We start from the raw sequence: 12,937 nt of genomic DNA, 5'->3' as shown, positions 1-12,937 counted from the left end.
GCCGCGGCAACAATGATTCTATTGGTTGCGCAATATCTAAAGCGTTACGCGCGGCGCGACACCGCACCGCGCCGCCGTCAGGCAAGGAGTGCCGGATGTTCTCGGATGTGGGCCCGATGGAGCTGGTCACGATCGCCGTGATCGGCCTGCTCGTGTTCGGGCCGGACAAGCTGCCGAGGTTCCTGCAGGACGCGGCCCGCACCGTGCGGAAGATCCGGGAGTTCTCCGAGAGCACCCAGCAGGAGATCCGCTCCGACCTCGGCCCGGAGTTCCAGGACTTCGACGTACGGGATCTGCACCCGAAGACGTTCGTGCGCAAGCACGTGCTGAGTGGCGACACCGACCTCGGCCGGGAGCTCGGCGAGATCCGCGAAGCGCTCGACCCCCGCGCCACCGGCGACAGGAGCGACACCGCGACCGCGAAGCCCGTCGTCAGCCTGGCGAAGCCCACGGCATCGGCCGAGGACGCCCGGCCCGCCTTCGACCCCGATGCCACCTGACCGAAGCCATGCCCGCATCACAAGAGTTCAGGGAAGGTGCCATGCCGAACACAGCGACCGCACACACCGGCGACACGGGCGACACGGGCGACACGGGCGATGGCGACAAGGAAGTCGCCGTTCTTGAGGGTGGGCCCGCCCACGGACTGCGCCTGCGCGTCACGGACCGCCCACCGGTGGTGCAGGTGACCCAGCCCTGCGACGTGGAGGAGCCGCCCGACCCGCAGGGCCTGCGGGCCGAAGCACTGTACGTCTACCGCCGCGACCTCCAAGTGCGGGACGAGCCACTGCGCTACGGGTTCGACCGGGCGAGCCCGTGAGGACGTAACCCTGCCTCGCGCGCAACCAGCACACGCCGTACCTGCGTCTCCTTGCCCACCTATAGAGTTGCGCAACCAAGCAAGGTATGAACACGAACGGAGATCGACGCAGACATGGGCATCATCAGCTGGATCGTCCTGGGCCTCATAGCCGGAGCCATCGCCAAGTTCCTGCTCCCCGGCCGCGATCCGGGCGGCCTCATCGGCACCACGCTCATCGGCATCGCGGGCGCCTTCGTGGGTGGCTGGCTGTCGGCCCGCTTCCTCGACCGCCCCGTCTCAAAGGAGTTCTTCGACCTGCCCACTTGGGGCGCCGCGATCGCCGGCTCGCTCGTGCTGCTCATCGGCTACCGGGTCCTGTTCGGCAACTCGCGGGACTGACGGGGCTCCGTGGTTCCTCAGGCCACCGGATTTGGTCCGCGCGGACTCGACCAGCACCATGACCTGCATGACAGGAATCCTGGGACTGAGCAGTAAACGCAAAGACTCCGTGCTGCTCGTCAGAGACGTGGACGTGGTCGCGGCGGCCCTGCGCGAGGCGCTGGCCGAGGCCTCGCCCGAGGAACGACCGGGCCTGGAGCGCGCCGTCGCCCTCGCCGAGTCGGCCGCCACCGCCACCGACGCCCAGCTGCGCGCCCGTTGGGTCCACTCCCGGTTGGCCGCCGTCGGCTTCACGGGGGACCTCGACTCGGTCGCGGCGGTGAAGGCACTCCGCCAGGCCGAGCCCTCGCTGAGCCTGACGGCCGCGGTGGAACTGCGCAAGCACGCGCTGGCCCACCCGGAGTGAGCGCCGTCCGTCGAGTACGAGAACGCCGGAACGCGCCCCGCCAGCAGACGATGCACGTACCGGTGCATCACATAGCCGGTGCGCATCGCGATCAGCGGCTCCGTGAGCAACGCGTCCACCGACACCTCCGCCAGAGCCGCCAGCGGTCCGTCCGGCCGCACGCACACCACCGGCCGCCCGCGCAGGAGTTCGGTCGCCTCGAAGCCGGCGGGCAGGTCGTCGCCGTCGAGATGGTTGATCAGCCCCAGGTCGAAACCACCCTCGGCGAGGCCTCGTTGAATCTCCGTCTGCCGCGCGCCGACCACCTCGACCTGCGTGAGCGGATGCGTCGAGCGAAACTCCCTCAGTACGGGGATGAGCAGCGGGACCGTCGCGGCGTTCACCGTGCCGACGCGCACCATCCGGCTCAGACGGTGCTGCTCGCCCGCCGCGAAGCGCAGCCGGTCCACGGCCTCCAGCACACTGACGATGTGCGGCATCAGCTCCTGCCCTGCCGTGCTCATCGTCGCCCCGGTGCGTTTGCGCTCCAGCAGGTCGACACCGAGTTCCCGCTCCAGGTTCCGCACCGTCTCGCTCAACGCGGGCTGCGACAGGCGCAGTTCGTCGGCCGCCCGGCGCAGCGAGCCGAGCCGGGTGACGGCCGTGACGCATTCCAGCTGTTCGGTTCGCATCCCGGAAGAATGCGTCGGGTTTCGCGGCGTGTTCAAGGGTTTCCCTGTCACACCTTCGTGAAATTCAATGGTCCGGGATACGAGAACGGTCGGGTTTTCCTTGACGGCACTCGAAGGCGGCTGCCACGATCAACGGCATGAAGAAGCGACTGGACCTCACGCGGCGACGCCACGTCGACCTCGCACGTGTCTCCAGCGCCTTCTGTTGCGCCGCGGCCTGACCACTCCGCCGCAGATCACGCACTTTCCCTCCTGAACCAGGCCTGCCCGCGCGCCCGTTGAGGCGTCGCCGCAGCCGTTCACGGCCCCTTCGCATTCCCGTGCACGACCGTCGATTTCGGCGTGCCCGAAAACAATTCCGTACCTGGAGTTCCGCGATGTCCGCAGCACCCTTGAAATTCGCCTATTGGGTCCCCAACGTCAGTGGTGGACTCGTCACCAGCACGATCGAACAACGCACCGACTGGGGGTACGAATACAACCGCGAACTCGCCGTTCTGGCCGAGAACAACGGCTTCGAATACGCGCTCAGCCAGGTCCGCTACATGGCCAGCTACGGCGCCGAGTTCCAGCACGAGTCGACCGGCTTCAGCCTCGCCCTGCTGCTCGCCACCGAGCGCCTCAAGGTCATCGCCGCCGTCCACCCGGGTCTGTGGCACCCCGGTGTCCTCGCCAAGTTCGGTGCGACCGCCGACCATCTGTCGAACGGCCGCTTCGCCGTGAACGTCGTGTCCGGCTGGTTCAAGGGCGAGTTCACGGCGCTGGGAGAGCCCTGGCTGGAGCACGACGAACGCTACCGTCGCGCCGAGGAGTTCATCCGCGCCCTGCGCCAGACCTGGACCGAGGACCACACCGAACTCGCGGGCGACTTCTACCGGCTTCGGGACTTCTCCCTCAAGCCGAAGCCGCTCAACACCCCCGAGCGGCCGCACCCGGAGATCTTCCAGGGCGGCAACTCCACGGCCGCCCGTGCCATGGCCGGGCGGGTCTCCGACTGGTACTTCTCCAACGGCAAGGACTTCGAGGGGGTGACCGAGCAGATCAACGACGTCCGCAGGTCCGCCGCCGACATCGGCCGTACGCCACCGAAGTTCGGCCTCAACGGCTTCCTCATCGCCCGTGACACCGAGGCCGAGGCCCGCGACACCCTGCGCGAGATCGTCGCGAAGGCCGACACCGAGGCGGTCGAGGGCTTCGGGGCCGCCGTGAAGCAGGCCGGGAGCTCCACCGCCGACGGCAAGGGCATGTGGCAGGACTCCAGCTTCGAGGACCTCGTCCAGTACAACGACGGCTTCCGCACCGGGCTGATCGGCACGCCCGAGCAGATCGCGGAACGCATCGTCGCCTACAAACAGCTCGGCGTCGACCTGCTCCTGCTGGGCTTCCTGCACTACCACGAGGAGGTCGAGTACTTCGGCAAACGTGTGCTCCCCCTCGTACGCGAGCTGGAGGCCCAACTCCCGGACGCGCAGCCCCAGTCCGCGTCCGCCCTCGTCTGAACACACCCCCCCCACGGAAGAGAGACACCCCATGAGCACCGTCACGCCCGCCGACTGGCACACCCGGCCCGCACCCACCACCGCCGACGAGTGGATCGCCCGCGCCGCCGAGGTCTCCGCCGTCCTCGCCACCGACGCCGCCGCCCGCGACCGGGCCGGCGCCACACCCCACGCCGAGGTGCGGCTCCTCAAGGACTCGGGTCTGGTCACCCTGCTCGGCCCCGTCGAGCACGGCGGCGCCGGTCAGGACTGGACCACCGCCTACCGTGTCGTCCGCGAGGTGGCCAAGGCCGACGGCTCCGTCGGTCAGCTCCTCGGCTACCACTACCTGTGGAACTGGGCGGCCCGGCTGGTCGGTACCCGCGAGCAGTGGGAGCACGTCGAGGCCGAGGCCGCCCGCAACCAGTGGTTCTTCGGCGGCGCCGTGAACCCGCGCGACCAGGACGTGGTCGTCACCGAGGACGGCGACGACCTGGTCTTCACCGGCCGCAAGTCCTTCTCCACCGGCAGCAAGGTCTCCGACGTCACCGTGCTCGAAGGTGTCTTCGAGGGCACGGACAAGCACGTCTTCGCGATCGTCCCGTCCGACAGCGCCGGTCTGATCTTCCACGACGACTGGGACAACATCGGCCAGCGGCTCACCGAGAGCGGTGGTGTCACCCTCGACGACGTCCGCACGCCCTGGTCCTCGGCGGCCGGATACGTCGACAAGGAGTTCCGGCCCCGCGTCTACAACACGCTCAACGTTCCCACCATCCAGCTCGTGTTCGTCAGCTTCTACCTGGGTGTGGCGGCCGGAGCCCTGGAGACCGCCGCCACCTACACGCGCACCAAGTCCCGCTCCTGGCTGCACGGCGGGTACGAGCGCGCCGTCGACGAGCCGTACGTCATCGACATCTACGGCGACCTCACCGCCAAGCTCTGGGCGGCCGAGGCCCTCGCCGACGCGGTCGCCGCCGAAGGGCAGCGGCTGCACGACGATCCGGACGCGGTCACCGCCGAGATCCGCGGCGCCTTCGAGGTCCGTGTCGCAGCGGCCAAGGCCCGCGCCACCGAGGTCGCCCTGGAGGTCGGCAACCGGATCTTCGAGGTCACCGGGGCGCGCGCCACCGCGACCGCCGAGGGCCTGGACCGCTTCTGGCGCAATGTGCGCACCCACACGCTGCACGACCCCGTCGCCTACAAGCGGCGCGAGGTGGGCCGCTGGGTCCTTGAGGGCGAACTGCCCGAACCCACCTGGTACTCCTGACCGTTCCCACCTCCGGGCGCCCGTCCCGCACGGGCGCCCGGCCTCCCAGAAAGAGGCAGCCCCATGGCCACCGTCCTTTCCCTCTCCGGCAGCCCCTCCGCGACGTCCCGCACCGGCCGCCTCCTGCGCCATCTCGACCAGCGGCTGATCGCCCAGGGGCACGAGGTCGTCCCGCTCGACGTCCGCGCCCTCCCGGCCGAGGCGCTGCTGGGCGCGGACCCGCGCCACCCCGCGATCGTCGAGGCCGCCGAGCTGTTCGCCCGCGCCGACGGCCTCGTCGTAGGAACTCCCGTCTACAAGGCCTCGTACTCCGGTGTCCTCAAGGCGCTCCTCGACCTGCTCCCGCAGTACGCGCTCGCCGACAAGACGGTGCTGCCGCTCGCCACCGGCGGCTCCGTCGCGCACGTCCTCGCCATCGACTATGCGCTGCGCCCGGTCCTGACCTCGATGGGCGCCGCCCACGTCGTGCAGGGCTGGTTCATCCTCGACAAGGACATCTCGGTGCGCGACGACGGCACGCTCGCGCTCGCACCGGCCGTCGCCGAGGCCCTGGAGCCGATCGTCGACCAGTTCTCGGCCGCGCTCGGCGGCCGACGCGTCCTGGCCGCGGCGGGCTGACCCGCATGACTGCCCACGTCATCGCCGACGACGCCGAAGCCCTCGCCGTCGCCACGGCCCTCGCCGACGAGTTCCGTGCAGGGGCGGCCGCACGGGACGCCCAACGCAGGCTGCCACGGGCCGAGTTGGACCGGCTCTCGGACTCCGGCCTGCTCGCCGTGACCGTCCCGGCGGAACACGGCGGCGCCGATGTCGGCTCCCTGACGCTCGCGGAGATCTTCCGGCTGCTCGCCTCGGCCGACAGCAGCCTCGCGCAGATCCCGCAGAGCCACTTCGTGTACGCCAACGTCATCCGCCGGCAGGGCACCGAAGAACAGCAGAAGTTCTTCTTCGCCGAACTGCTGGCCGGTCGCCGGTTCGGCAATGCCCAGTCCGAGGCGGGCACCCGTCACGTCCAGGACATCCGCACCCGCCTGACTCCCCGGCCCGACGGCTCCTACCTGCTCACCGGGGTCAAGCACTACTCCACCGGCGCACTCTTCGCCGACTGGATCCCCGTCCTCGCCCTGGCCGAGGACGACCGCCCGCATGTCGCGTACGTTCCCAGGGACGCCGATGGCCTCACGGTGATCGACGACTGGGACGGCATGGGCCAGCGGACGACGGCGAGCGGCACGGTGCGCCTGGACGGCGTCACGGTACCTGCGGACCGGGTACTGCCCCACCACCTCACCTTCCTGGGGCCGCAACTGCACGGCGCGGTAGCACAGTTGCTCCACTCCGCGATCGACGTGGGGATCGCCGCCGGTGCGCTGGCGGAAGCCGCGGAGTTCGTCCGCACGAAGAGCCGCCCCTGGTTCGAGAGCGGGCTCGACACCGCCGCCGAGGACCCGCTGCTGATCCAGCGGTTCGGCGAACTCGCCCTCCAGGAACGGGCATCGAGGGCCCTCTTGCGTGAAGCGGCCCGCGCGATCGACGCGGCCCGCGCCGACCTCACCGACGAGTCGGCCGCAGAGGCGTCCATCGCGGTGGCCGCGGCCAAGGTGCGGGCGGCCGAGGCCGCGGTGTCCATCGCCGACGCCCTCTTCGAGGTGTCGGGCACCCGCTCGGCCCTCAACTCCTCGAACCTGCACCGCCACTGGCGAGACGCCCGCACCCACACCCTCCACGACCCGCCCCGCTGGAAGACCCAGCACATCGGCCGCTACGTCCTCAACGGCACCTTGCCACCGCGCCACGGCTTGCTCTGACGGCACACCGTGGACGAGGGGTCGGGAAGGCCCGTGCGAGATCGCTCGAACGGGTGGGTTCCGGGCGATGGTTGAGCCATGCCCGAACTGTCCGACGAGCAGCACTCCCGCAAGGACGCCGTCCTCACCGCAGGTTGTCTCCTGCTTCTCGTGCTTGTGGCGGACGTGGCGGCCGATGTGCCGGATCCGGTGATCTGCGACGTTCCGCGGCTGGTGAGCTGTGGTGCGGTCTTGCACGCTGGAGGCGGGGGTTCACCCATGATGCGGAGAGGGGACGCTTGTGAGGATCGGATCCGTGAAGCGGCATGAACGTGTTGCCGTCATTGGCGCGGGCATTCCCGGAGCCAACGTCGCGGGGATGGCGGCCTACCGCGAGCTGGCCCGGACCGTCGGGCCGTCCTCGTGGTGGTACCGCATCCGGCGCGGAACACCGGTCCGGCACCGGCGTCTGCGACCTCGACACCGCTGCCGACGGGAGCATCCGTAGTGTTGCTCTGTCCGACGGGAGCCGTCTTGACGTCGACATCGTCGTGAACGCGGCAGGCCCCAGCGCCTCCCACGTCGTCGGGCTCGTCGCACGGCACCTGCCGATGCGCCGGGAACCCGGCGTCGTCACCCGGGTCGACCGTGCTCAGGTCCCGGTTCACCGCGCCATGCTCGCACCTCACATCGAGATCCGTCCTGACGGGGACGCTTCGGTGGTCCTCCACCAGACCAGGGTGGCCAACCGGCCCATCCCCGCCGACGGATTCCCCTCGGTGGGAGCGGTGCCGTCTGTTCCGGGCTACTACGAGGCCGTTTCGCACAGCGGCATCACGCTCGGACCATGTGCCGTGGTCGGTTCGGCGGCGCGGTAGCAGGGCCCAGTCACGCGTCGTGCGGGCCGGGTCGGAGGGCCTCCGCGTCGAGGGCGCTGATCGCCGCCCGCACCCGCAGGGCGTCCGATCCCGTCGTGACGTCGAGGCCCGCGATGTCGGCCGCGCGGCGCAGGCGGTAGTCGACGGTGTTGGGGTGCACGCGCAGGGTCTGTGCGGTGCGCCTGCGGTCGAGTCCGCAGCGCAGGTAGGCGCGCACGGTGTCCAGGAGTTCGGGGCGGGACGTCAACGGACGCACGAGGCGCGCCAGTTCGTCTCGGGCCGGTCCGGGGCGCGTCAGCTGGTACTCGAGCAGTACGTCGTGGAGTCGGTACAGTCCCGGCGGCCGGTCGGATGCCGTCGCCACCAGGCGCACCTCTCGGGCCAGTGTCACGGCGGCGGGGATGTCCTGCGGGGTGGCGGCCGTCGCGCCCGCGATGATGTCGGCTCCGGCGACCCGTTGCATGTGTGCGACGGCGGTGGTGACCCGCGACCAGTCCTTGGCGGTGACCAGGTCCGGGTCCGTGCGGCACGGGATCAGCGCCAGCCCGCCGTCGCCGGACAGCGCGGACAGGACCGTGCCGTCGACGTGCCGGTCGAGTTCGACCCGTAGTCTGCGCAGCTTGCGTTTGGTCGCGATGGCCGGGCTGACCCCGTCGAGCGCCTCGTCGGGGTGCGCGCCGACCGCGAGGTCGAGGACCAGGTAGCAGGGAGGTGTCTCAAGACCCCAGCGGGCCGCCGTGGCCGACGCGTCCGCGCCCTCGACGAGCGCGGTCAGCACGGCATGCCGCGCGGACTGTTCCTCGCCCAGCACCGCCTGCCGTTCGGCGAAGAAGCCGGCGACGACGGTGACCGTCATCCGTTCCAGGAACTGCAGCACCAGCACGGTCGCGGCCTGTACGTGCTCCAGGTCGTCCGCCGTGGCGTGCACGAGCATCTGCTGGAGGCACTCCTGGGCGCCGACGTGGTAGGCCCGCACCACCGCCTCGACGGGCACGCCCTCCTCCGCACGTTTGGCGGCCGACTGACGCAGCGCCAGAAGCTGGGCCTCATCGGGCGCCCGGCCCGTGCGCAGCATGTCGGCGAAGGAGCGGACGCCCTGTTCGACGACGCGCTGGATCTCGCCGCGGAGTTGTTCGCCGGGCATCGTGTCGTACACCGGCACCTGGTCGACGAGGCGGTCCAGGACCCGGCCGGCCAGTACGGGCAGGGCGTCGCTGAGGCGCTGGTGGAGGACGACACCGTCGAAGGCCAGCGGCTGCGGGGCGCCGCTCCCGTCCTCGTGCTTCATCGCTGTCCGTCGCCTCCGCCTCGAGATCGTCTGCGCGTAGCGGTAGCCAAGCTCGTCGGGTGGTGACGGGGCGTCAAGAGCGCGGCCGCGTGGTGTGAGCGAGGTCTCCGAGCGTCCGTCTTTTGTGACGGGTCACAAAAGACACGGTTCAGGTCTGTACGACAGCCGGGGTCCCTGAGGCGGCCGATGCCTCAGGCTGCGTCTGGGAGCGCCGCACCGGTCCACCCCGGACCGCGCTCGCCGGTCTGTCCGCCGCCCAGCCCTCCGGGAGACACATATGTCCGCGACCGAGCCGTCCACGCGCACCGTCCGCACGGGTCTGACCGTCGCGGCGGCCTGCGCCGCCACCGCACTCGCCCTCTCGACAGCGGCCCCGGCACAGGCCGCCGACGAGACGCCCAAGCTCCGCGAGGGAGGTGTGCCGGAGGCGCTGTGGAACTACGTGAACTCGCCGGGGGCCGTGCCCGGCGCCAACGACTGGTCCTGCAAGCCGAGTGCCGAGCACCCCGAACCGGTGGTCATGCTGCCGGGCACCTTCTTCAACCTGGGCGCGAACTTCGTGAAGGCGGCGCCGCGGCTGAAGAACGCGGGCTACTGCGTCTACGCCCTGAACTACGGGCAGACCTCGGTCTCGCTGGGCCGCGTTGGCGGCCTCGGCCCCAACCGTGAGTCGGCGGCGCAGCTCGACACGTTCGTGGACAAGGTCCGCGCCTCCACCGGCTCGGAGAAGGTGAACATCATCGGCCACTCGCTCGGCGGCAGCGTCCCCATGTGGTGGATGAAGAAGATGGGTGGCGCGCGGAAGGTCGACAAGTACGTCGGCTGGGCGCCGAGTTCGCACGGCACGGACCTCAACGGGATCGTCGGCCTCGCCAACCAGCTGAACCTGATGGGGTTCGTGACACACCTGTCGAAGGTGGCACAGTTCCCCGGCGTCATCGAGCAGACGAACACCTCGGACTACACCCGCGAGATGTGGTCCGACGGTGACACCGTCCCCGCCGGCCCGCGCTACACGGTCGTGATGACGAAGTACGACACCGTCGTCACGCCGTACGCCACGCAGGCACTCAAGGGCGAGGACGTCGACAACGTGCTGCTGCAGGACGTCTGCCCGACCGACCGCGCGGGACACATGGGCCTCTTCAACGACGATCCGACGCTCCAGATCACCATGAACGCGCTGGCCGACGGCCCGTCGGACTTCAAGCCCGTGTGCCGCGGCTTCGGCCTCCAGCTCCTGTGAACCCGCCGGCCGCGGAACTACTTGCGCAGCCGTCGGCGTTCGAGGACGTACGCCAACCCGTTGAAGGCCAGGGTGGCACCGGCGACGACGGCCTGGGGCGCCCCCTTCTTGGGCGGATCCATGAAGGCGGTGCCCGGGTACGCGATGGCCGACATCTGGGTGACCCAGTACAGGGACGCGGCTCCGGCGGCCAGGTTCAGCCGCTCCCGCGAGGCGTCGTGACCGCGTCCCCACAGGGCCCAGAGGCCCACCGCTCCGAGCCCGGCGCCGAGGCTCATGGTCTGCGCATTGTGGAACTTCGCGTGCGGAGGCCAGTTCGGGTTGTAGATGTGGGTGTCGTTCCAGTCCGCGATGTACGCGCCGCACATGGTGCTCAGCGACGACAACGTCAGCAGTGCCCTTCCGGGGGTGACGGCAGCCATGCGTCTCCTCGATCCTGCCGGGGCCGCGAGCGACCCATCTATGGGACAATTTGTTTCATAGTAGGGGTACGTCCGCATGCCAGAATGGCGGGGTGCAAGGAGACGAACGGGCCGCCGGCCGGGGCGCGGAAGCCCCTCGCATCGACCCGCGCATCACCCGAAGCAAGGAAACGGCGCTGACGGCGGTCCGGGCACTGCTCCTCGAAGGCGGCGTGACCGCCGTCTCGCATGCGGCGGTCGCCGCCCACAGCGGCGTGGGCCGGAGCACCCTCTACCGGCACTGGCCCGACGTCACGGACATGCTCCGCGACGCGCTCGTCGGCCAGATCACCGCCGCTCACCACGAGCCGACTGGAAGCCTGCGGAAGGATCTCGTGGCGGAGCTGGAAGTCGTCCGCCGCCAGCTCCACGACCCGACGGCCGAGCGGCTGATGCGGACCCTCATCGAGCGCGCCGACACCAGTCCGGCCTTCCGCCAACTGAAGCGGGACCTCTTCCGTGCGGGAAGCGCGACCACGGCACGCATCGTCCGCGACGCGGTGGAGCGCGGCGAACTGCCCGCCGGTACGAACGTCGCCCTGGCGGTGGATCAGCTGCTGGGCCCGCTGTTCTTCCGCCGCCTCATCGCCGGCGCGGCGTTCGACCGGTCCTACGTCACGCTGGTCGTCGACGGGTACCTGGCCCGACCGGCGCCGGATGTTTCCCCTTGATCGACGTCCGCACAGAACCATCTCGCACCGCATCGGTGCCGTGATCCGGCCCCTTCGGGGTACTCGCGCGCTCACCAGGGCCGCCACAGCATCCGCCCTGGCAGAGGAAGCAAGTACAGGGAGCTGATCGTCATGTCGTCCGGTGCGCAACCGCACCACGGCCCGGGCCGGCAGGCGCCGGCGGCCGAGCCGGTGGGAGAACTCGTACAGCGCGCCTCGCAGCAGCTGACCGAGCTGGTGCGAGGCGAACTCCGCCTGGCACAGGCGGAGATGAAACAGAAGGGCAGGCGCTACGGGAAGGGCGGTGGGCTCTTCGGCGGCGCGGGCCTCGTCGGCGTCCTGATGCTGCAGGCGCTCGTCGCCACCGCGATCGCGGCGCTGTCGGTCGTACTGGCCGTCTGGGCCGCGGGGCTGATCGTCACGGCGGTGCTGGGTGTGATCGCCGCGGTGCTGGCCCTGGGCGGAAAGAAGCAGGTCGACCAGGCCGCCCCGCCCACGCCCGCGCAGACGGTCGAGAGCGTGAAGGCCGACGTCGCCGAACTCAAGGAGAGTGCGCACCGATGACCCATTCACCGCACGACGAGCCGATGCCCGAGAACCCCGAGAAGCTGCGCGAGCAGGTCGAACAGACCCGGGAAGAGCTCGGCCGGACCGTGGAGGAACTCGCGGCCAGGGCCGACGTCAAGGCCCGCGCCCGGGAGAAGACCGCCGAGGTCAAGGGCCAGGTCGCGGCCAAGGCCGGTGAACTGAAGGAACAGGCCGGCCTCAAGGCGGATCAGTTGAAGGGGAAGGCGGCCGAGGCCACTGCCTTGGCGAAGGACAAGGTGCCGGTCCCCGTCGCGGACAAGGGCGCCCGGGCCGCCGAACAGACGCGCGCCGCGGCGGCTCACGCCGGCCGGATGTGGGACGACAAGGCACCCGAGCCGGTGCGGACCAGGACGTACCAGGCTGCCGAGGCGGCTCGGGCCAACCGTCTGCTGCTGGCGGCCGCAGGTACGGCCGTCGCCATCTGGCTGGTGGGCCGCCGCCGGAAGGGATGAGCCATGAACGGGACGAAGATCGCCTACAAGCCGGTGGGTCTCGCCCTGGGCGTCGCCGGCGGCATGGTCGCCGGCAGCCTGTTCAAACAGGCGTGGAAGCTGCTCGGGCGGGACGACGACGCGCCCGATGCCGGTGACGAGGACCGCGGCTGGAGGGAGGTCCTGCTCGCCGCGGCGCTGCAAGGCGCGATTTTCGCAGGCGTCAAGGCCGCGGTGGACCGGGCGGGTGCAACCGCCACTCGCCGGCTGACCGGCACCTGGCCGGGCTGAGCAGCGTCAAGGAGATATCGCGTTCGACGGCCGGGGAAGTCCGGCGGTGCGGTGAACGGGGGCCGACACGATGCACTCGTCCCCCTCACCCAATCACCATCATGTTCGCTTCCGCACCGGGTAATCGCGGCTTTGGTCATCGTGAAACCGATCGAAGAACGGAACGAACGCGCTGATGGAGCACATGTCCCCGCCCGCTGGACTCGCCGCGGAACTGCAGTCCGCCGCCGACTTGTCGGGGTGGATAGGCGATCACACTGAAACACTCAT

General features: G+C 70.2%; 17 protein-coding genes and 1 pseudogene. 15 read left to right on the top strand and 3 right to left on the bottom strand.

Annotated features, from left to right (window positions below; translation table 11 throughout):
• The first annotated feature begins 95 nt into the window (after positions 1-95).
• The 4 genes from ACY34M_RS37460 (at position 96) to ACY34M_RS37445 (ending at position 1,607) form a co-directional block, all read left to right on the top strand.
• Entirely contained in the window at positions 96-500 is a 405-nt protein-coding gene (locus tag ACY34M_RS37460) for a sec-independent translocase (protein ID WP_462722799.1), read from the top strand.
• A 41-nt stretch (positions 501-541) separates the two neighbouring features.
• On the top strand, positions 542-820 hold the full coding sequence (locus ACY34M_RS37455) for a hypothetical protein (RefSeq protein WP_462722800.1): 279 nt from the start codon (positions 542-544) through the stop codon (positions 818-820).
• Between the two features lie 114 nt (positions 821-934).
• On the top strand, positions 935-1,201 hold the full coding sequence (locus tag ACY34M_RS37450) for a GlsB/YeaQ/YmgE family stress response membrane protein (protein WP_462722801.1): 267 nt from the start codon (positions 935-937) through the stop codon (positions 1,199-1,201).
• Positions 1,202-1,268: 67 nt separating this feature from the next.
• Entirely contained in the window at positions 1,269-1,607 is a 339-nt protein-coding gene (locus tag ACY34M_RS37445; RefSeq protein WP_462722858.1) for a hypothetical protein, read from the top strand.
• Here ACY34M_RS37445 and ACY34M_RS37440 read toward each other — a convergent pair.
• A pseudogene (locus tag ACY34M_RS37440) lies at positions 1,598-2,278 on the bottom strand (LysR family transcriptional regulator); the annotation flags it as partial. The gene ACY34M_RS37445 and the pseudogene ACY34M_RS37440 sit on opposite strands and share 10 nt — an antisense overlap.
• A gap of 137 nt (positions 2,279-2,415) precedes the next feature.
• Here ACY34M_RS37440 and ACY34M_RS37435 point away from each other — a divergent pair.
• The 6 genes from ACY34M_RS37435 (at position 2,416) to ACY34M_RS37410 (ending at position 7,691) form a co-directional block, all read left to right on the top strand.
• The gene (locus ACY34M_RS37435; protein ID WP_462722859.1) at positions 2,416-2,499 is read left to right on the top strand and encodes a putative leader peptide; all 84 of its coding nucleotides are present in this window, start codon (positions 2,416-2,418) and stop codon (positions 2,497-2,499) included.
• Between the two features lie 156 nt (positions 2,500-2,655).
• Complete coding sequence (gene sfnG / locus ACY34M_RS37430; protein ID WP_462722802.1) at positions 2,656-3,777, top strand: dimethylsulfone monooxygenase SfnG; 1,122 nt, start codon at positions 2,656-2,658, stop codon at positions 3,775-3,777.
• A gap of 31 nt (positions 3,778-3,808) precedes the next feature.
• A complete protein-coding gene (locus tag ACY34M_RS37425; RefSeq protein ID WP_462722803.1) occupies positions 3,809-5,026 on the top strand; it encodes an acyl-CoA dehydrogenase family protein in 1,218 nt (405 codons plus the stop codon).
• 63 nt (positions 5,027-5,089) lie between these two features.
• The gene (gene ssuE, locus ACY34M_RS37420; RefSeq protein WP_462722804.1) at positions 5,090-5,644 is read left to right on the top strand and encodes an NADPH-dependent FMN reductase; all 555 of its coding nucleotides are present in this window, start codon (positions 5,090-5,092) and stop codon (positions 5,642-5,644) included.
• A 5-nt stretch (positions 5,645-5,649) separates the two neighbouring features.
• Positions 5,650-6,834: an SfnB family sulfur acquisition oxidoreductase gene (locus ACY34M_RS37415; RefSeq protein WP_462722805.1), complete on the top strand. Its 1,185-nt coding sequence runs from the start codon at positions 5,650-5,652 to the stop codon at positions 6,832-6,834.
• A 530-nt stretch (positions 6,835-7,364) separates the two neighbouring features.
• On the top strand, positions 7,365-7,691 hold the full coding sequence (locus ACY34M_RS37410; protein ID WP_462722806.1) for a hypothetical protein: 327 nt from the start codon (positions 7,365-7,367) through the stop codon (positions 7,689-7,691).
• A 10-nt stretch (positions 7,692-7,701) separates the two neighbouring features.
• Here ACY34M_RS37410 and ACY34M_RS37405 read toward each other — a convergent pair whose 3' ends face one another.
• Positions 7,702-8,979 carry a PucR family transcriptional regulator gene (locus ACY34M_RS37405; protein WP_462722807.1) on the bottom strand — a complete coding sequence of 426 codons (1,278 nt, stop codon included), beginning with the start codon at positions 8,977-8,979 and terminating at the stop codon, positions 7,702-7,704.
• Between the two features lie 277 nt (positions 8,980-9,256).
• Here ACY34M_RS37405 and ACY34M_RS37400 point away from each other — a divergent pair, with 277 nt between their 5' ends.
• Positions 9,257-10,225, top strand: a complete 969-nt coding sequence (locus ACY34M_RS37400; protein ID WP_462722808.1) for an alpha/beta hydrolase — start codon at positions 9,257-9,259, stop codon at positions 10,223-10,225.
• Positions 10,226-10,242: 17 nt separating this feature from the next.
• On the opposite strand, the gene ACY34M_RS37395 is transcribed toward ACY34M_RS37400, so the two are convergent.
• Positions 10,243-10,647, bottom strand: a complete 405-nt coding sequence (locus ACY34M_RS37395) for a DUF6640 family protein (RefSeq protein ID WP_462722809.1) — start codon at positions 10,645-10,647, stop codon at positions 10,243-10,245.
• 92 nt (positions 10,648-10,739) lie between these two features.
• Here ACY34M_RS37395 and ACY34M_RS37390 point away from each other — a divergent pair, with 92 nt between their 5' ends.
• The 4 genes from ACY34M_RS37390 to ACY34M_RS37375 all read left to right on the top strand — a co-directional run bounded on the left by ACY34M_RS37390 (position 10,740) and on the right by ACY34M_RS37375 (position 12,667).
• Complete coding sequence (locus ACY34M_RS37390) at positions 10,740-11,357, top strand: TetR-like C-terminal domain-containing protein (protein WP_462722810.1); 618 nt, start codon at positions 10,740-10,742, stop codon at positions 11,355-11,357.
• A gap of 132 nt (positions 11,358-11,489) precedes the next feature.
• A complete protein-coding gene (locus ACY34M_RS37385; RefSeq protein WP_462722811.1) occupies positions 11,490-11,921 on the top strand; it encodes a phage holin family protein in 432 nt (143 codons plus the stop codon).
• The gene (locus ACY34M_RS37380; RefSeq protein WP_462722812.1) at positions 11,918-12,397 is read left to right on the top strand and encodes a DUF3618 domain-containing protein; all 480 of its coding nucleotides are present in this window, start codon (positions 11,918-11,920) and stop codon (positions 12,395-12,397) included. Before ACY34M_RS37385 ends, ACY34M_RS37380 begins: the two co-directional genes overlap by 4 nt.
• Before the next feature lie 3 nt (positions 12,398-12,400).
• Positions 12,401-12,667, top strand: coding sequence for a DUF4235 domain-containing protein (locus ACY34M_RS37375; protein WP_462722813.1), 267 nt, complete (start codon positions 12,401-12,403; stop codon positions 12,665-12,667).
• Positions 12,668-12,937: the final 270 nt, after the last annotated feature.

The organism is Streptomyces sp. EDA2-14 (genome assembly GCF_054963755.1).
This window is presented reverse-complemented; position numbering and strand designations above follow the sequence as displayed.